Source organism: Leptolyngbya sp. FACHB-8, assembly GCF_014695575.1.
GTDB lineage: Bacteria > Cyanobacteriota > Cyanobacteriia > Elainellales > Elainellaceae > Vacuolonema.
Genome location: NZ_JACJOO010000047.1, coordinates 102458 through 121178 on the forward strand (window position 1 = coordinate 102458; position 18721 = coordinate 121178).

13 protein-coding genes are annotated in these 18721 nt (G+C 50.1%); 7 read left to right on the forward strand and 6 right to left on the reverse strand.

The features are described from left to right. Positions 1 to 34 precede the first annotated feature (34 nt). Positions 35 to 496 (reverse strand): GNAT family N-acetyltransferase, encoded by a 462-nt coding sequence (locus H6F91_RS10100; RefSeq protein ID WP_190770670.1) that lies wholly within the window; start codon positions 494 to 496, stop codon positions 35 to 37. Between the two features lie 180 nt (positions 497 to 676). On the opposite strand from H6F91_RS10100, the gene H6F91_RS10105 reads away from it, so the two are divergent. Beyond that, positions 677 to 1060 (forward strand): hypothetical protein, encoded by a 384-nt coding sequence (locus H6F91_RS10105; protein WP_190770584.1) that lies wholly within the window; start codon positions 677 to 679, stop codon positions 1058 to 1060. 944 nt (positions 1061 to 2004) lie between these two features. After that, on the forward strand, positions 2005 to 3225 hold the full coding sequence (locus H6F91_RS10110) for a calcium-binding protein (protein ID WP_190770583.1): 1221 nt from the start codon (positions 2005 to 2007) through the stop codon (positions 3223 to 3225). Positions 3226 to 4485: 1260 nt separating this feature from the next. On the opposite strand, the gene H6F91_RS10120 is transcribed toward H6F91_RS10110, so the two are convergent. The 3 genes from H6F91_RS10120 to H6F91_RS10130 all read right to left on the reverse strand — a co-directional run bounded on the left by H6F91_RS10120 (position 4486) and on the right by H6F91_RS10130 (position 9666). Continuing rightward, on the reverse strand, positions 4486 to 5919 hold the full coding sequence (locus H6F91_RS10120) for an ABC transporter substrate-binding protein (protein WP_190770582.1): 1434 nt from the start codon (positions 5917 to 5919) through the stop codon (positions 4486 to 4488). A 176-nt stretch (positions 5920 to 6095) separates the two neighbouring features. Continuing rightward, a complete protein-coding gene (locus H6F91_RS10125; protein ID WP_190770581.1) occupies positions 6096 to 8666 on the reverse strand; it encodes an EAL domain-containing protein in 2571 nt (856 codons plus the stop codon). Between the two features lies 1 nt (position 8667). Beyond that, a complete protein-coding gene (locus tag H6F91_RS10130; RefSeq protein ID WP_190770580.1) occupies positions 8668 to 9666 on the reverse strand; it encodes an ABC transporter substrate-binding protein in 999 nt (332 codons plus the stop codon). Positions 9667 to 10620: 954 nt separating this feature from the next. Here H6F91_RS10130 and H6F91_RS10135 point away from each other — a divergent pair. Next, positions 10621 to 11040: a hypothetical protein gene (locus tag H6F91_RS10135; protein ID WP_190771816.1), complete on the forward strand. Its 420-nt coding sequence runs from the start codon at positions 10621 to 10623 to the stop codon at positions 11038 to 11040. A 612-nt stretch (positions 11041 to 11652) separates the two neighbouring features. On the opposite strand, the gene H6F91_RS10140 is transcribed toward H6F91_RS10135, so the two are convergent. Continuing rightward, the gene (locus H6F91_RS10140) at positions 11653 to 12621 is read right to left on the reverse strand and encodes a calcium-binding protein (protein WP_190771817.1); all 969 of its coding nucleotides are present in this window, start codon (positions 12619 to 12621) and stop codon (positions 11653 to 11655) included. Positions 12622 to 12848: 227 nt separating this feature from the next. Here H6F91_RS10140 and H6F91_RS10145 point away from each other — a divergent pair, with 227 nt between their 5' ends. The 3 genes from H6F91_RS10145 to gntK all read left to right on the forward strand — a co-directional run bounded on the left by H6F91_RS10145 (position 12849) and on the right by gntK (position 16806). Further along, a complete protein-coding gene (locus H6F91_RS10145) occupies positions 12849 to 13151 on the forward strand; it encodes a helix-turn-helix transcriptional regulator (RefSeq protein ID WP_190771818.1) in 303 nt (100 codons plus the stop codon). A gap of 68 nt (positions 13152 to 13219) precedes the next feature. Next, entirely contained in the window at positions 13220 to 14824 is a 1605-nt protein-coding gene (locus H6F91_RS10150) for a hypothetical protein (RefSeq protein WP_190771819.1), read from the forward strand. A gap of 440 nt (positions 14825 to 15264) precedes the next feature. Further along, on the forward strand, positions 15265 to 16806 hold the full coding sequence (gene gntK, locus H6F91_RS10155; RefSeq protein WP_190771820.1) for a gluconokinase: 1542 nt from the start codon (positions 15265 to 15267) through the stop codon (positions 16804 to 16806). Between the two features lie 514 nt (positions 16807 to 17320). On the opposite strand, the gene H6F91_RS10160 is transcribed toward gntK, so the two are convergent. Continuing rightward, positions 17321 to 17500, reverse strand: coding sequence for a DUF4278 domain-containing protein (locus H6F91_RS10160; RefSeq protein ID WP_190771821.1), 180 nt, complete (start codon positions 17498 to 17500; stop codon positions 17321 to 17323). A 236-nt stretch (positions 17501 to 17736) separates the two neighbouring features. Between H6F91_RS10160 and H6F91_RS10165 the strand changes: the two genes are divergently transcribed. After that, the gene (locus H6F91_RS10165; protein ID WP_190771822.1) at positions 17737 to 18639 is read left to right on the forward strand and encodes a YihY/virulence factor BrkB family protein; all 903 of its coding nucleotides are present in this window, start codon (positions 17737 to 17739) and stop codon (positions 18637 to 18639) included. Positions 18640 to 18721: the final 82 nt, after the last annotated feature.

The following is an 18721-nucleotide window of genomic DNA, read 5'->3' on the forward strand; positions in this document are numbered from 1 at the left end:
AAAGTCAGTGTCGTGGGAATTGTTTCGCTATTAGCTACAGGAACTTTTCCATTGCATAGTTGATGAACGTTTCGCCTCCGCGAGATACTTGCTGTTCTTTGACAACTGAAAATCCCATCCGCTCAAAAAACGGCTTCGCGGTAATGCTGGCTTCAACAAACAATCGGCTTAACCCTAGCTCAACAGCTTTCGCTTCGATAGTCTGATAGATTTGCCGACCTACACCACGACCTATATAGTTTTTATGACAGTAAAAGCAGTCGATATGTCCATCTGCCTCTAGCTCTCCGAATCCAGCAATCACACCCTCATCCTCTGCCACATAGGTAAATCGGTTAGAACAAACCTCAACCCAGTTTCTAAAGTGGATGTCGTCAGGAGCCCAGGCCTTAACCTGATTCACGGAATAATCGCGCACATTCACTTCACGGATTGTGTCATGAAACAGTTGCGCGATTTGTTCAGCATCCTGTGCTTCAAATAAGCGTATCTTCATTGCGATCGCTCTCCATCCATCATGCAAGGTAATGCTTCTATCCATCATCCCTACAATTGCCAAGCCAGCAATTCCTGGTCTTTGCATGAGCCGTTTAGGGAAGCCAGGGGCATTCTAAGGAGAAGCTTTCAATCTTAAAAATTGAGAGCTTGCAACTATTGTCATGCCTTCAGGGGCTTCATGCTTTATCTTGCTCTGCTTGTCTGCGTAGCGATCACCCTGGGTTTGCTTGGCCTGCTGCTGTCCATCATCCGAGAACAACAGCGGCCCAAGCCCATCGCCCTCAAGCCTTATTCATCTAAGCGATCGCCTACCGCTCGTCAGCGCTCGTCAGCGCCCGTGTTAGCCAAGGGAAGTGTGAGCGATCGCACCCGTCCGCGCGCACAAGCTCAGCCCAAACGACGTAAGCCTACGCGGGCTTACCCACAATTGGAGAAATTGCTACATGGCGATCGCGCCGCTGCCGATCGTCTAATTCAAAACCTTTTGGATAGTTATCCCGATAAGCCTGAGCAGTGGTGTTACGAGAAAGCCCTCTTCGATCTGAACCGCGATCGGCACTGAAAGCCGAAAGAGGGAACCCTGATTAATTCGGCAAATGCAGAGCCAATACCCAAATCGACCAACTGGCTGGATTGTCAGTAAAGTGATTGCTGATTTGGAAAGGGATAGAGGGCGCTAATAATAATTTTGCTATTTTGATTATCCTGAGAAGGAGAGTATGAGACTAAGCCCCATGCTCTCCTTCTCATAATTAACATTCTGCACCTTCCCAGTACCAGAACCGAAGAGGAGTTTTTCTGTAACTTAGTGGCAGAAAAGCTCCTCTCCTGGGTTTTATGTATGATCTGATACGACCTCCGCTTTGTATAGAAACGGTATGTTATTTGCTGGGGTGTCCTCTATTTGGGCATCTCAGGAGAAAGCAGACTGTTACTTTATAAGTAAATTTCCTGTGGGACTAGCGACAACTGAACTTTCCAGAACTTCAGGTTTTTTAGAGGCTGCTTCTCACACTTTTTACAACCACTGTCAGAGTATAGCTTTGGGTGATTTCAGGTAATTTTTAAGCCTACTGAGAGTATCCCCCAGATGGGTGAGGGGTGGTCGTGCGATCGGGTGAGGAATCAATAACCTCTAAAGAAAGCTTAGGCGGGGCAAGGGATAGAGGGGCTTTTGCTAACGCTAACTCCAGACCTTTTCTGTAACGACACACACAAAATCGCAAATTATAGTCATAAACATAGAGTTCAATAAACACAGCAAAGCACTGATAAAACTGCGAAATGGATGAATTGCAAAAAGAGTTTCTGCTCTTGAGAAAGCGCTCCTACAATTCACCATTCAAGTGATTCAAAATCTCCAATTGTTGCAGGCTTAAGTCTCAGAAAAAAGCTTCCTCAAGTTTGGAAAATCCTATTCGTCAACGGGGCAACGAACCGTAGGCATAGGCTCTGCTGCGCTGCCATGAACTACCTAAAATAACCCATTCCTTCTGGAGAACTGTAATGCTGGTTACTGGTACCAATTCCAATGAAAATAACGTTACTCGCCCTCAACTGGTTGGGAGTGAACAGGATGATCAAATGTATGGGTTGGGTGGGGAAGATATCCTGTATGGATTAGGCGGAAACGATTTATTGGATGGGGGCTCAGGTATTGACACCATGTATGGTGGTGCAGGAAATGACACCTATGTTGTGACAGGGGGAAGTTTATTTATTGATAGTGTTGTTGAACAAAACGGAGCAGGAAATGACACAGTTCATTCATACGTCTCCTACACCTTGGGGAATTATGTAGAGAACCTCGAATTACAAAGCCTGATCTCACTTCCTGGGCAACCTGCTGTTAACAATAACCTCAACGGCACAGGCAACAACCTCCAAAATCGTATTACGGGTAATATTGGCAACAATGTTTTGCAAGGATTAGGCGGCGCCGATACACTTCTGGGCGGTTCGGGTAGCGATACTCTCTATGGCGGCAGCGAGGCTGACCTTCTAGACGGTGGCTTTGGCGCAGACTTCATGTATGGGGGTACAGGTAGCGATACTTACTATGTCGATAACGTGGGTGATGTGGTCGCCGACAGCAGCTCGGCTTCAAGTGGAACCGATCGCGTCATTCTCAAATCTGTTCTCAACTACACCCTGTCTGATTATGTTGAAAACCTGGAACTGGTTTCCAACACCACCACCGCTCAATCAGGTAGAGGTAATGCACTAAATAACCAAATTAGTGGTGGGTTAGGGAATGACACCCTGCGAGGCTTGGGTGGAGATGATAACCTCTATGGCCACACAGGTAGTGATAATTTGCTAAGTGGTACGGGTAGCGATCGGCTAGTGGGAACATTCAATGGTCGGGGTGAAATTGATCGATTAACAGGTGGTGCAGGCAATGACACGTTCGTGCTAGGGCAGGCCTTGACCCCAACGGGTGGGAACTACTATATCGACAATAGCTTTCTCTCCTCTGGGACAACCGACTATGCGCTGATTACAGACTTCGCCGTTGGTCAAGACAAAATTCAGCTCATCAATAACGCATCCCAATACATTGTTCAGAATGTAACTCTGGGTTCTGTCAGTGGAGCTGGAATTTATATCAAGGGCAATCAATTAGCAGTAGCGGAGCTCATTGGTGTTGTACAGGGCGTATCTGCGGCAAATCTGAACTTGAGTGGGGCTTCGTTTACCTACGATCAATACCAGCCCCCTCAGTAAAACCTTGTTGTTTAAAGGCCCATACTCTAGCATGAGCCTTCTACCCAGCAAAACTTAAACTCGGGATGTACATGGTGCTTTGCATCATGTACATCTTCAGTTCTGGGTGTTGCTAGCTGGGGGGTGAAATGGAACGTCAACTATAGTTTGGCGCTCCATTTCACCCCCTGGTTAATATCAGATTTTGTGGCGGCTTTATAATTTGTGCGAGGGACGGGCATTCTAGGGGTAAGCTCTTATCCAAAGGCTACAGACTCGACTTTTATAGTATTCAGGGTTTTTATGATTTACTGTACTCTGTTGATTGCATGCATTACCCTCGTTGGAGCATTGCTGATGCTGCTTCAAACGATTTTGGCTACAGCGATCGCCCAACCCTCGCTCACAGTATGTAAAATTTACTGGCTACCGAGCTCAGCCTCTTCAAATTCTGACGTTACACCCCAACCCTATTCAACATCTTTTGAGAAGTAGAAGGTCGTTGAGTTAGAGCGATCGAAATTGCACTCCTTGTTACACATTCACTTTAAAGAGTGAGTGTATGTTGAATGCTAATTCAACTCTTGAGAGTGGCAACATGAAATGGCTGGTTAGATATTTTTATGAGATTAAGCCAGCTAAAGCTGTTCTCTGGTGCTATCTCATTTGGTATCTGGTTACCGTTTACTTCTACTTTGATTCATCTCTCAAACTTTGGATTAATTCATTAGGAATCAGTGCTGTTATTGGTACCGGATTAATCTTGAGTGTATCCTCTAGTAGAGATGGTCGACGTGATCACTGGCAACTATTTAGGCTCTATCTAATGCCGTTTTGCGTTTCTAGCTTCTCGGCTCTCATTAAAGATCAGGGCTTTCTGCTGATTGTGTCCCCTAATATTCGAGAAACGTTAATTACAATTATCTGTTGCACGTTATTTCTCTGTTTAGTGTTCGTAGTTAAACGTATAAAGCATCCATGGATGTGGCATCGCTAGGATCGTGCATTAAAAGACCTTCTGTATGAATCGTTTTTGGGGGCGTGAGTCGTTGCGCGGCTCCGCCGCGCAACGACTCACGCAGGAGGTCTGTTGATTCTAGGGCTTGTGTAAGCTCACTATCCCTAGTAGGCTGCGGCCTAAGTTCACAACCTATGTTTTGTGTGGGGTGCGAAGCACCCCACACAAAACATAGGTGATGGATTTCCGCCTCAGCGTACTAGTGTGTTTTTGTTGGCTATGGTGTGTGATGCATATAGCCAGCATAGCGATGAGTTTAGGCGTTATTGAGCAGGCACAAAATCATACCCAAAGCCTGAGCGGGAACCAGGAGCGACTTTTACCAGTTGCATGGGAAGATTGCGATCGCCCGATGCCAAAAAGCGGATGCTTCCGGTTGCCCCTTCAACGGCAAAGCTAGAGTTTCGAAGCGTTGTGTCAATACCTTCGCGAGTGGGATTGGCGCGCAATCCTTCAACAATGGCAATCACAGCATCATAGGCTGTTGCTGTACGCCAGTTAATATCTCCCCCCCAGAGTTGCCGGGCCGTTTTGGTGAATGGCGATTGAGCATTGGCCTGGATAATCCAGGGTACTGTAACGACCATCCCTTCGCTATTGGCACCGCCAATTTGCAACAACTTGGGGCTATAAAGGCCATCGCCACCCACCAGGGGCAACTGTCGGCGGTTTACCGCAACCATTTGAATCGCGGTATCGATGTTGCCAGAGTTGGTTAACAAAACCAGCGCTTCAGCTTGTTGCTGTTGGGCTGCCTTTACAGCATTCCCAGGATCAAACCCGTTACCTGTAATATCTACCTCTGATAGAATTTGCCCGCCGTCCGTTGCAAAGGCCGTAGAGAACTCGTTTTTAAGGGAGATGCTATAGTCGCTCTGGCCGTTGAAAAAGACGACAACGTTGCGCTGCTGTCCTGTATTCATTAAGTGTCGGGAAAGGGCCGTGGCGGTAAAGCGATCGCTCGGCACGGTGCGAAAAATATAATTCCCCTGCCCCGACAACTGGATGGAGGTACTGGTGGGAGAAATCATAACGAGTTTCCCCTCGTTATAAATGGGCGCAGCCGCCAGCGACGCGTTACTGCTGAAATGGCCAATAACCGCCAGCACCTTGGAGTCATCCACCAGGCTACGGGCAACGGTTTTCACCGTATCCAGATCGTCATCATCACTGGCAATGAGCACCCGCAAGGGAGTACCGTTGATGCCCCCTGCCTGGTTTACCTGATTCTGAGCTTGGGCAACGCCCCGCAGTATTTCCAGCGCTACATTAGTGACCGTGCCAGCCGGTACCGAAACGGCGATGGTGTAAGACGGGCCATCTCCAATCCGAGCATTATTCAGATAAATTAGGGCTTCAGGGTCGTTGGAGTTCTGTTGCAGTGAGGCTTCTAACAGACGTACGGCTTCTGAGTAGTTCTGGTTGGCGATCGCCGCCACCGCCGCTGTTTTGTCTTCAGACGCACCCTGGGGAAATAAGACTTGTTGTCCCAGGCTCAATCGTTGAGCAATGGGGGTATCGGTCCCGGGGGAAGTGCCCTGGTCTGGTGCATCGGGAGCCGTCGCCGTGGGTGAGGAGGGACGCAAGACATTTCCCACATTGAAGCGGCCCACAAACCACCAGGCTCCAGCCCCGATTAAGGCCAGGGTCACGAGCAGAGACAGAATCAGTGCAGGGGTTTCGTTTTTGTTTGCCACGGCCCGATTGCTACTACAGATACAGTTCTTGAAGTCATCATATCGCCATAGTACTCGACGGCTTAAGTTTGCGAAGGTTCGGAGGTGAGAGAACCCCCTCATGGGTTGATTTCCCAGTTATTCTCATGCTGAAATCCAGCCCGAAAACCGCTCGTCTCAGACAGCAGTTTCCGGCTTTAGAGCTGATAGACGGCCTCCACGGTGTCAAATTCTCGTGCCAAAAATGGTTGAGGAAACGAGATCCCATAGCCCTGAGCGTAATCAACGCCGATTTGTTTTAGCTTTTCGGTGATTTCGTCATTCTCGACGAATTCGGCAATGGTGAGCAAATTCATGGCATGGCCGACCTGATTAATGGCGTTGACCATGGCTAGATCCAGTACATCGGTCATCATATCTTTGATAAACATGCCGTCGATCTTGAGGTAATCTACTGGCAAAGTCTTCAGGTAGGCGAAGGATGACATGCCGCTACCAAAGTCATCCAAAGCAAAGTGACACCCCATGCGTTTGAGATCCTGAATGAGCGCAACAGCTTTTTTGAGATTGGCGATCGCTGCTGTCTCCGTCACTTCAAAGCAAATCATGCTGGGGGGAATCTGATAGTGGCTCAAGCGCTCACGAATAAAGTCCACCAGATGTTCGTCACTGAGGCTGGCTCCCGATAAATTCACCGCATAGATGCCATCAAGATGGCAGTATGGCCCCAGGGTCATCCCACTCCATCGTGGATCGGGTTGCTGCATACGGATGTACAGAGTCGCAAATAAGTGATCAATCACCCAACGGTCAAGCTTGGGCATTAGGTCATACCGTTCAGCCGCTGGAATAAATGCCATCGGAGGGATGGGCTGACCGTCCAGGCCTATCATGCGCAGCAGAATTTCAATGTAAGGTCGCGGTGTTGCCAATTGGCCCGATTGGATTGGCTGTACTCGCTGGTAATAAAGTTGGAACCGTTCCTCTTCGAGTGCCCGGGTGATTTGGGAAACCCACTGACGCTCGTTGCGCTGGCGCATCAGATCCTCGTCGTCTTGCCGATACACATGAATCCGGTTGCGGCCTCCGGCTTTGGCTGCATAGCAAGCAGAATCAGCCGCACTGAGTACCTGGGTATGGTTCTGAAAATTGTCATCAACCACTACCAGGCCAATGCTGACCCCGATGGTAAAAACCTTATCCTGCCAGGAGAAGCGGAAATTATGGACGCGATCGCACAACAGTTGGGCAATGTTCATCGCTGTTTCCGGAGAGCAATCCCATAGCAACACCCCAAACTCATCGCCCCCTAACCGAGCAAAGACATCGCTTTTGCGGACCTGCTCGTGCATAAGCTGAGCAATCAGGATGAGGAGTTCATCTCCTGCGCAATGACCGCAAGTGTCATTCACAATTTTGAATTGGTCGAGGTCGAGATAGCAGAAAACATGCTTCAGGTTGCTGCTATGGGCTGTGGACATGGCCTGTTGCAGGCAAACCTCAAACTCATGGCGGTTGATTAGCCCGGTTAGCGCATCGTGACTGGCCTGCCAGGAGAGTTTTTGGGAGAGGGAGAGAGCCTCTGTCATATCTCGCAGCACCAGCACAGCCCCAATAATGTCGCCCCCAAGGCGGATGGGAGCGGCCGAGTAGTGCACCGCAAAAGCCTGACCGCTTCGGGGATGCAAGGTGTTGTCATGGGTCAAACTCATTACGGGGCTGCCCTGAAGCACCTGTTGCAGGCAGGCAGGCACGATCTCCTCTCCCTCAATACTTCGCATCTGCAAAACTTGGGGTAACAGACATCCCACGGCAGTGGCTTCTTGCCATCCTGTCAACCGTTCAGCTGCCGAGTTCATGGCCTGAATTTGGCCTGCCGAGTTGGTTGTAATGACAGCGTCTTCAATGGATTGCAGGGTGATCTGGGCCAACTCCTTCTGGCATTGCAATTCCTCGGTTCTGACACGAACCATGGTTTCTAGATTGTTATTGAGATCCTGAAGCTGGGTTTGCTGAGTGCTTAGAACTTCGAGCATGTGGTTAAACGTTTGTCCCAGCATCGTCAACTCCAGTACACTGCCGGAGAAGTGGAAGCGAGCCTGCAAATTGCCCTGAGATACCGACTGGCTTAATTGAATGAGCTGCTGAACGGGTGCAAACAAACCCCATTGCACCAGGGCTTCCACCAGGGCTACCAGAGCGATGCCCACCAGTCCCTGCCGCAGAAGTCGGATTGTTACCGATCGCCAGACCTCCTGATACTCCCGCTGCCAGTTCACTCGCACCACCAGAGCCGCAGCCACCTGACCTTGCTGGTTGGTCAATGGGAGGGCATAGTTGTGGTAGTAGGGTTTGGGGCCAGGGGCCGAGGAGAGGCGGAGCGATCGCATGGCCTCTTCTGCCAGGTCTTGCCATGCAGCAGGAGAAGAAGCGCGATCGCCTTCGGTATCCCAATGGGAATCTCCCCGCTGACGGGCCAGCACGGTTCCCTCTGACCCGACCACCAGGACATCTACACGCCCCCCAATTACAGACAGCCGAGATAGGGCCGCTTCTACAGCGACGCGATCGCCCGTCTTGAAGGCGCGGTCTAAAACCAGACCGATGAATAGGGTTTCCTGGTGCCCAACCTCTCGCCAGGTATGGGCATGCGTCGCCGTGTCATGCATCGCATGGGTGAGTACAACAGCACCCCAGCTGCCCAAAAATGCCCCATAGGTAGCCAGAATCAGTGATTTTAGTTTGAAACCCGGTTGGAATACTGCCATGTCATGGTCGGGCCGCCTCTACAATGGATGGCTCGTAAAGGGATTGAGGGTCAAAGTCTGATAGGTTGGGATTCGTACTTTTCAGAAAGTCGTAGGTCGCTTGCAATTGTGCCGCAACGGTGTTCGGTCCGCCTTGGGGGGCAAACAATCGGTGGTTGTCTTCAAGCCGTAGAAAACGAATGCCATCGGCCTCGGCTTTAAGAGCTTCGCTGGGGCGATTGTTGATTGCCGAAAGTAGCTGCCAGCAGCGATCTGCTTCGGTTTCACACGTTGCCCGCATCTGATCCCAGGCTTCCACGAGCTGAATATAGGAATCTCGATTAGCTTGCAGTTTTGACTTGCGAACCACAAGTACATTCAGAATCAAATTGGGAAAATCTCGAGATGTGGTGAGAATGTGCATGTTGGGCAATGCCACTGCTGTGCTTAGGTTCGGTTCCCAGGTGACGACGGCATCAACCTGACCTGTTTCGAGGGCCTGGTTGACCTCATCGGCTTGCACATCAATATAAGTAATGTCATCCAGGGTTAACCCGGCTTTCTTTAGAATAGCCAACAGCAGGTAGTGGCTGGTGGCTCCCGTTTCTGCTCCAATCCGTTTGCCCCGTAGGTCAGCCAGGGTACGGATCTCCTTGCGGGCAACCATGCCATCGGCTCCACTCGATTCGTTATAGGCATAGATGACAGCCATATCGGGATCCGTGGCTGCCAGGTTGATGGCAACATCGAGGGTGAAATTTAAAACATCTGTGGTGCCATTGCGAAATGCCTGGACGATATCGTCTGATGTCTTGATCGCTGGTAGATTCAGATCCAAGCCATGGCTTTTGTCTAAGCCCAACTCCTGGATAGCAATGAAGCCCTGATCGCCGGGCCAATCTGTGGGCAGTAGAGTGAGCGATCGCGGTGCAGGGTGCACAAGTCGCGGAACGAGCGGCACTACCGCCAGGGACACCCCCACAATTAACCCCGTAATCAGGACGCGAGGTATCCGCACCACAGCCTTTCCTCCCAATGTTTAGTACCTGCTTGAACATTGGCCTGTTTATAGCGATCGCCCGGAGGACAACCTCCAATGCAATAGATTGGAACGCTTGAAGATTGCAGTTCCAATTATTGAACAGGTTTACCTGCTTCTCAATGGCTATAAAAAGGCAAATGCCTATTTTTAGAATTGCCAGAAGTGTGCATTAAATTCAAAAGCCATCACAAAACTTCAGCATTCCGGGACCAAGCCTGAGTAAGTGGTCATCGTTAACCATTTAATTTGAAGGCTATGTTGGCCACAATGCAGTCAGCATCGTCTTTTGGGTTATCTGTTAATTGGCTGATACCAAATCAATGTGAAGCTGCACAGAATGAGAGTTGCGGCGGGTACCCGCCGCAACTCTCATTCTGTGCAGCTTCATATAAAAACAGTATGAGCCACTTATTGTTTATTCACTCAATCGTTCTAGGAGTAGTTTCTACCAATCCCTGCTTTTTGGATTAACAGTGCAACTTAATGAAACAAGACCCAAAACTCATGCCTTAGTGTGGTAAGGAGCATGGTTTTTTGAATTTTACAGCGCTTTTCAAACGCTTAAAATCTGATTGTTTTTGTGAGAGCCATGTTCCGCGTGGCTCTCACAAAAACAACCGTAGCTGATTCAAGTGCAAAGCACCGTAGGTTTAATTGAGCTGGGTTATTCACCTTGACTAAATAATCACCCGAATGGGTGAAGTTCCCATTATTTAATCGCATTTTTCCGTATTGCTTTCAGGTTCTGTTGTAGTTCTAAAAAGTGTTTGAGAGTTGCACTAAAACAGAAGAATTCAGCCCTTTGAATTTAGTTTTCAAGAATGTTTATCCGTTCTAGTAAAGCTAGTTTCTTCTGTAGAGAGTGCGAAAAAGAATAAACTTTTCGGACACTTTTCTATCCTGATTATCGTTTTTGTTGAAAGGTTCATATTTATGAAAGCGAGAGCCCTTGTATTGCTGGCCATTGTAGGAGTTCTGTCTACTTCTTCGGTGGTGGCTGCCCAGCAAGCACGATTACCTCAACCCAATGCGAATGGTGACTACACAGCGCGTACCAGCCATAGTTCCTGGCAAGTAGTTGATCCTGACCCAAATGGCTTGAATTGTCGTTGGTCGAGCCAAATGCCTGCAGAATGGTATGCACCGGATGCGCGCCTTCCCCGCAGGGATGTGGTGAACTGGGGCGTTGTACGCCGTTTCGCGACGGGAACAGTATTAACTGCCAATACGACTCCCGCTGGATTTGCGACAATGACAGATTCCCGAGGGCTGCCTTGGCTTAAAGTATCGATCGGAAATAACGATCAGATTTGCTTAGTACGGGCGAATAGCCGATTTGTTCGTCCTCGGTAGGACGCGCTTTAAAGCTGGCTGAAAGGTTCATTTTTTCGTGCAGGAAGTGCACGAAAAAATGGCCTTTCAAGCAGGCCCTGAATCCATTTCAGTATTCAATTTGATGAAGTACAAAAAGCAGTGTGTGGTGCGTAGCACCACACACTGCTTTTTGTACTTCATCAACCTACATAATGCTGCCAGCTCAGCAAAAGAGAAGGATATGAATGCGGGAAAACCCCAAACGTCAGACTACGTTCCACGCCTTCTCTCATATCTCATTAGATTGGCAAGACGTATAACTTGCATAAAAAAATAAGTCTTAAACAAAAGAAAAAGCTGATGTTCCCGCCAGACCTGCGGAAGGCATCAGCATCTTGGACTTTGGAGCGGCCCAGCCTGAGAGAATGTTCAGATTAATGACCGTGGGCGCGAAGCACAGTTATTAACTTTGCATCGAATCGAACATTCTATAGTTGAAAGGTTGAAACATATGAAACAGACAGATACTTTACGGACTTAAGCATCCCTTGAACCAAAATATTCCAACCCTGTTCAAGAAGTTGTTTGAAACGTTTGAGAACGGATGAGTCTCTCTGTATAACACGCACGCTTAACGTTTCAAATACGCACTTATAGAGCGTAAGAAATATGGCCAAAATCGGCTGGAGTGATAGTGTTGGCATCAACTCCAACAAGGATTGCCAACGTTTCTCCGCCAAGTTTGATGCGGGTGTTGTCGCCCTGTTGTCGGATGGTGAGCTCGGAGAAGGCAATCTGTACCAGACCCAAGCGATCGCCCGCCCCAAAATCTACAATCTTATCTGTCCCAGTGCCTGCTTCCAGAACAAATACATCGGCTCCAGCTCCGCCCTTGAGCCTATCTCGGCCTTCGTTACCGAACAGGGTGTCATCCCCAGTCCCGCCAAGAAGCGTATCTCTTCCGGTGCCACCCCGCAGGATGTCATCCCCAGCACCACCCCTCAGGCGATCGCGGCCATCGCCCCCATAGAGGCGATCGCTCCCGCCACGCCCTAGGATTTTGTCATTTCCCTCGTCACCCCAGAGTAAGTCACGCTGCTGGCTCCCCCGGATCGTATCGTTACCCTGCCCACCATAAATGCCACTGCTGGTTGAGCCAGCCGTCAGCCGATCATTACCGGAAGTGCCTGTGATTAAGTTATCTACAACTGTGGGCATGTCATCTACATAGATGACATCGAGGTCAGAACCGGGTATTTCAGGCATAGGCCACGGATCTGTAGGAATGGGGTCATCGAGTCTGGGGCCTCTGGTCGTCGATCCGGGACGAAAGCCTGGAGGGAAGCAGATCAGCGGATCTGTAATGATGATTGAGGTCGTGGCCATAAGCTCAGCATCAGGGGTGGTAGCTCCCTCCTCGGGTGAATTGTCTGTTGCTTCGCCGCCTAAGGTTTGGAAGGTCTGAAATGTTTCAAAAACGCCTGAATCAACTGGCTCGAAAGCAACCCAATCATTTACCACCCAATCAATAGGGTCAATCCACTGAACATCAGTCTCTTCAGAGGAAGGGGAAAGCTCGCTAGATAGCGATGAGTCCGTGTTGGTTAAATCTAAGGCCATAAACTAATTCTCCATATGAGTGACGTGGACAGCACGGCCTATTGGAATCGCTGCCTCTAATAATCAGGATGCCCTAAAAACTTCACCCTAAAACAATTTAGGCTAAAACTTCATAGATCTGCAAGGTTTACCTAAAGAAATTTAGTCAAGCGCGACTATGATAGAGGAGTGACCTTAAGGCGGATACCCCACAGTCTGCCTTTCCCCTCAATCTCTGGGATGAAACGATGACAATTTCGCAGATCGCCGCGTTGCGCGAGCAGGCTGGCCTCACCCAGCGAGAATTGGCTCTGGCAGTTGGGGTTACTGAAACGACGATCGCTAACTGGGAGCGGGGTCGTAGCGGTTTGGATTGGATCGAACGGCTCATTCGCCTGTGCCGTACCCTCAATTGCAATCTCGAAGATTTGATTGCAGAGGAGGTTGAAGCAGAACCTTCTGAGCCAACGTTTGAAGAATTGCGTCAGATGTATCGGGAGGGGCGTCTGTCAGCTTTAAGCTCGTCTCCTGTGACACCCGATGCTCTGTGACATCAGATGCTTAAGCGGGAGAGGAAGCGGGCACACTAGGACATCAAAGGGGCCAGAGGCAGCGGTCTATGAAGCATGTTTTAGTGCGAGAACGCTTGATTTGGGAGGCACTGCACCAGGACGCCACGTCAGACTTTGACGTGCTATGGGAGATTTTGCAATCTCGCGAGGTGCAGGGCTATGTAACGGATGATGATTTGACGGCACTGTACCACCGACTGGCTCAGGAGCAGGGCTGTGGTCCGGCCCACCAGCTCACGAGCCAGTTTCGGAGAGTGCTCAAGGTCTATTCCCCTGACCGAGATGGGGCGCTGGATGTGGCGATCGCCCACCCTCACGACGATAATCCCCTTGAACCGACTGAAGACCTGCCGACCTTATCGGTCGCCAGCTTTCTGGAACGGTACGTTCTTTACCAGCTTTATCAAACCGATACCCCAGAAGTACCCCAGGGCGGATGGTACCGTCGATGGCGAGCTTCAGGGTTTGACCCGATGCTGCTGTGGCCTGTGGCTCTGGTGCTGGTTTTGCAGGAATTGCCTGCATTCCAACAATGGTTGCTGGCTGCGGAGATGATGCCCGGAGGGGACCGGCCTACAAATGGCTTGTTGTCAGGGGGATGGGCGATCGCCTCTTATCCCCAATCCGATGCAACAACTTCTGGCCCGGATGTCCGCTCGTTAAAGGATGCACCTCCCCGGGCCACCCAAGGGGAGAGCAACGAGCTCCCCTCATCGGAGGTTAACCTACCCTCCGATTCCACAACCCTGTCGGCGGATCCCCTATTAATTGCTCGCTCTGGTCCTTTGGCTGAGGTTCCACAGTTTACCTGGCGGGAAATCGTTATGGGAAACAGGGGGGGCGATCGCCTTCCTGATCCACCTGCCCCGACCGTTGTAGAACTGCCATCCCCACCGGTTAAGTCCAATGCCTCAATTCCAGTCGTAGAACCTGCCGCTGCTCCAGTTACAGTCGTCGCTCGGGCAAGCTCTACTCCGCAGGTGCGCCCGGCTGCACCCGTTGAACCGCAGAGGGTAGAGGGATTCCCCGCTCGGGAAGGCGCACAGAATCCAGGCGGAAGTTTACCAGTAGCTGGACCGGGTAATGGTGCGCCCTCCTCGGGCCAGCCTCACCCTCCGTCTCCTGGTGTCGGTCTGATGGGTGTAGGCTCAGGCTCTGCGTCTTCTCCCCCAACCTCGGGGGCTCCGATAGAATCGCTTCCTCCAGGGGATCAGCCGACAATGGCGACAGAATCGCCGCCCTCCGGGCCGTCATCGGGTTCCCAGGCACCGCAGCAGGAAACTGTGCCAGTATCATCTCAAGGCTCTGGACAGACCGATCCGCTTTTGGGAGATAGCGCGGCTCCTGCTCACAATTCTGCTCAGCCGTCAAATCCAGGGGTTACGGATGCGCTATTGAATCCTGCGCAGTCTGAAGCAGCTCCATCGAGACTGCCAATTCTACCTGAGAATTTTCTAAATCTAAACCCCCATCTTCCTTCTCAGACGCCTGCTCCAAAGAACTGGCAGCCTGTGTTGGATGCCGAGTTAGTGCATTCTGGTGTGGGGCGATCGCTGCTGTCGTCCTATCAAGAAACGGATCAACCCAAAACGGCCTTAATACTAGCTTTTGGGAATGGAAACGCCAGTCAAAACATTCTGGTTACCACTTAAAAAGTTAACCAGGGCTTCTCTGTTTTTATGAGGCTCTATAAGAATCTCGTCCAGCATGAAAGCGGGAATCTTGAGTGGGAAGTGCGGCTAGGCCACACTTCCTACCTAACCTCAGTTCGGGTTAAGGGCTTTTTCGAGTGCCGCGCTTCGCGCGGCACTCGAAAAAGCCCATTATTGCGTGCGCGTCGCGCACGCAATAATGGGCGGTTTGGCTTATCCCGAGCTGACGTTACCTAAAATTCCCGCTTTCATTCAACTTGTAATCTTCCGAGAGTTTTAGGTTTTTGGTGATTTTGCTGATTAGCCTCTTGCTTTAAGGCGGGGGGCAGAAGGCAGAAGGTTAGTTCTCCGTTAAATTGTCGACATTGCTTCTTTCCTTCTGTCCCAAAGTCTCTCTTTCCCCCGGTTTCCCTCGCCTTTCCTCCTTCTTCTGTCTTGCTATGAACATCCAACCCCTCATTCTTGGTATCGACATTGGTACCACCAGCACGAAAGCGTTGCTGTTTACAGCACGAGGCACAATCGTCGCTCACCATGCGATCGGCTATCCTTTGCTATCTCCAGAACCTGGCATTCAGGAGCAAGAACCCGAGGCAATTCTGGCAGCGGTGGTGGGATGTGTGCAGGCCGTCGCTCAGGCAAACCCTATCCCCCCTGACTTGTGGGTGGGTATGTGCTTCAGCGCGGCAATGCATAGTTTGATCGCGGTGGACGCTCAGGGATTACCCCTGACGCGTAGCATTACCTGGGCCGATCGCCGCAGCGCAGGCTGGGTCGACAAAGTACGTCTTGAGCACAACGGTAAAGAGATTTATCACCGTACAGGCACCCCCATTCACCCAATGTCGCCGTTGTTAAAGTTGCTGTGGTTGCAGCAAGAACAACCCGAGATTTTTCAGCGGGCAACCAAGTTCATTTCCATTAAGGAATATGTGCTGTACCACTGGTTTGGTGAGTATGTGGTGGATCACTCGATTGCCAACGCGACCGGGCTGTTCAATATGAAAGCGTTGGATTGGGATGAGGAAGCGCTGTCCCTTGCCAATATTAAGCCCGATCGCCTTTCTCAACTGGTCCCGACTACCCATGTGCTTAAGGGAATGAAAACGGACTATGCTGCCGCCATGGGAATTCCAGCCGAGATGCCTGTCGTTGTGGGGGCGAGCGATGGGGTGCTGGCAAACCTGGGGGTGGGGGCGATCGCCCCTGGCATCGTTGCAATTACCATTGGCACGAGCGGTGCATTACGAGGGGTTGTGGATCGGCCCGTCACAGATCCCTTAGAGCGGCTGTTTTGCTACGCTCTGACGGAGAAGCACTGGGTCATCGGCGGTGCGGTCAACAACGGCGGTATTATCTTGCGATGGGTACGGGATAACTTTTCGGCGGCAGAAGTGGCGCTGGCTATTCAAAATCAACAAGATCCCTATGAATTGATTACGGCCCTGGCAGCCCAGGTTCCTCCCGGCTCAAATGGGCTAATTTTTCATCCCTACTTAGCGGGGGAGCGATCGCCCCTTTGGGATGCCGATGCCCGTGGCAGCTTCTTTGGGCTGAATATGCACCACAGCCGCGCCCATATGATTCGAGCGGTAATGGAAGGCATACTCTACAACCTGTATGTTGTGATGCAGTCGTTACAGGATGCGGTGGGCCTGACACAGAGCCTGCGGGCCTCCGGTGGATTTGTGCGATCGCCCTTCTGGCGGCAAATGCTGGCGGATATTTTCAATCACGAAGTGGTCATTCCAGATAGTTATGAAAGCTCGGGTATGGGCGCTGCATTCCTGGGGTTGTACGCTCTAGGCTATCTACCCTCTTTGGAGGAAACGATGAGCTATTTTGAGGCGGTTGGTCACCATCAGCCTAATCCCGAGCATGTGGCTCAGTATCGGCGGGTGTTGCCACATTTTGTGCGTTTATTGGAGTTATTTAGACGGGAGTATGGGGCGATCGCTCAACTGCAACTCGACTTGTCTTAGGATCGCTACCAATTTGAACAGAACCCAGTGCAGATGTTTGTAAGGAAATAGCTCGTAGAGCCATTTCCTTACAAACATCTGCCTAGTACGCTGAGGCAGAAATCCATCACCTATGTTTTGTGTGGGGTGCGAAGCACCCCACACAAAACATAGGTTGCGAACTTAGGCCGCAGCCTACTAGTTTGGTCTTTAAATTAGTAGCGAAACAATAAACCCCGATTTTTTTGGAAAGCTCGACTACACCAAGCTTTCCAAAAAAATCGGGGTTTATTTTGTACGAAATCTTTAGCGTTGAAGGGGCGATTTTTGTGCAGGAGCTGGAATGACGTAAGTTTTGTGTGAAATAGCAAGGTGTGGGTAAAGAAAAACCGCTGCATCGTTCATGCAGCGGCTCTGCGTTGTCGGTCATCTTGTCTGAGGAGAGGAGGAAAGATCATTCTTGTTGGGACAGTACCAAACGCACTTCAGTCGGATATCGGGTGCGTTCTCGTTCAACCCATTTGTGGCTCAATGCTTAATGCAATCTGCAGTAAGTCGTGCCCCAGTACCGTAGTTGAGGAGCATTGTCGGGCAAGGGCATGTTGGTGGCCCGAAATTGAGTGGATACGCCCCGGTACTGGCCGAGCCCTTCACCGATAGGCACGTCGAAAGTCAATTCTGGAGAGTAGGCGATGCCACGGTAGGAAAGTCTCATAAGACTGGCTCTGGCGATTTCTGGGGGTGTTGATACCCATAACTTCCAGCCAGAGTCGCAGCATTCCAGAGTAATTTGAGTGTTCTTTCTCAATAGGTGGCTGTGAGCAAGGTCACTGATTTTTTCTCGGATTACGCCTTGTGTCTCCGGGGGGAAGAACAAGTTAAGAATACCGTTCATGCTAGAAGCTAGTACTCAGCGGCGGAAATCACTCCGTAGCTACAACGGATAGGAGCATGGGATTTCTTGAAGAGGGATGGAGGTTGTTAAAGGCCACTATCCGAGAATGGCACGCTAAACAAATTTCGGTGCTCGCTGCATCACTGGCGTATTATGCGATCTTTTCCCTGGCTCCGTTGATTATTATCTCCGTCATGATTGTGGGGGCCTTCTTTGGAGAGGCCGTTGCGGAAGGGGAAATTGTGGGGCCTATCCGCAGTGTGATTGGGGAGGATGGGGCACGTTTTGTGGAAGCGCTTGTTTACAATCTGCGCGAGGAGACAAGTGGAAGTAGTAATAGTATCCGTTGGATGATCGGTGTTGGTTTTCTACTATTTGGTGCATCGGGCTTTTTTGTGCAAATTCAAAATGCCCTGAATCGAATTTGGGAGGTTGAGCTAGAGCAAGGACGACAAGTACAAGTATTTTTTCAGAAGCGTCTGTTGTCATTCTTGATGGTTCTACTTATCTCAATTTTGGTCTTCTTATCTGTATCCGCGAATATTGTTCTGGCATATTTCATAGATATGTTAACGGGTGTCTCTCCTATGTTAGAGAGCTTATGGCAACCCCTTAGCTTTTTAATTACGTTAACAATCATCATTCTATTAATGACAAGCATTTATAGCATTCTTCCTGATGCGACAGTTGATTGGAAAGATGCGTTAGTTGGATCTGCCATTACAGCTGTTCTTTTCATGTTTGGGCAGTACTTATTTGGGCTCTTTCTGCGCCAAACTAACTTTGGTTCTGCCTACGGTTTTGCCAGTACGTTCATTGTTTTAGTGACCTGGATCTATTACTCAGCCCACATTTTCTTATTTGGAGCCAATTTAACTCAGGTATATGCAAAGAGATTAGGCCACGCCATTGTGCCCGAAGAAAACGCAACTCGGGCAACGAATGCTCAATCTAGTTAACCTTCAGTCGGGATAAGGGCGTTTTTGAGTGCGGCGCAACACGTGGCACGCAAAAACGCCCAATTTTGTGTGTACAAAAATG

Bases quoted from the DNA above. Each gene is read 5' to 3' on its own strand.
- H6F91_RS10100 (WP_190770670.1), bottom strand. From the start codon at position 496: ATGAAGATACGCTTATTTGAAGCACAGGATGCTGAACAAATCGCGCAA.
- H6F91_RS10105 (WP_190770584.1), top strand. From the start codon at position 677: ATGCTTTATCTTGCTCTGCTTGTCTGCGTAGCGATCACCCTGGGTTTG.
- H6F91_RS10110 (WP_190770583.1), top strand. From the start codon at position 2,005: ATGCTGGTTACTGGTACCAATTCCAATGAAAATAACGTTACTCGCCCT.
- H6F91_RS10125 (WP_190770581.1), bottom strand. From the start codon at position 8,666: ATGGCAGTATTCCAACCGGGTTTCAAACTAAAATCACTGATTCTGGCT.
- H6F91_RS10135 (WP_190771816.1), top strand. From the start codon at position 10,621: ATGAAAGCGAGAGCCCTTGTATTGCTGGCCATTGTAGGAGTTCTGTCT.
- H6F91_RS10140 (WP_190771817.1), bottom strand. From the start codon at position 12,621: ATGGCCTTAGATTTAACCAACACGGACTCATCGCTATCTAGCGAGCTT.
- H6F91_RS10145 (WP_190771818.1), top strand. From the start codon at position 12,849: ATGACAATTTCGCAGATCGCCGCGTTGCGCGAGCAGGCTGGCCTCACC.
- H6F91_RS10150 (WP_190771819.1), top strand. From the start codon at position 13,220: ATGAAGCATGTTTTAGTGCGAGAACGCTTGATTTGGGAGGCACTGCAC.
- gntK (WP_190771820.1), top strand. From the start codon at position 15,265: ATGAACATCCAACCCCTCATTCTTGGTATCGACATTGGTACCACCAGC.
- H6F91_RS10160 (WP_190771821.1), bottom strand. From the start codon at position 17,500: ATGAGACTTTCCTACCGTGGCATCGCCTACTCTCCAGAATTGACTTTC.
- H6F91_RS10165 (WP_190771822.1), top strand. From the start codon at position 17,737: ATGGGATTTCTTGAAGAGGGATGGAGGTTGTTAAAGGCCACTATCCGA.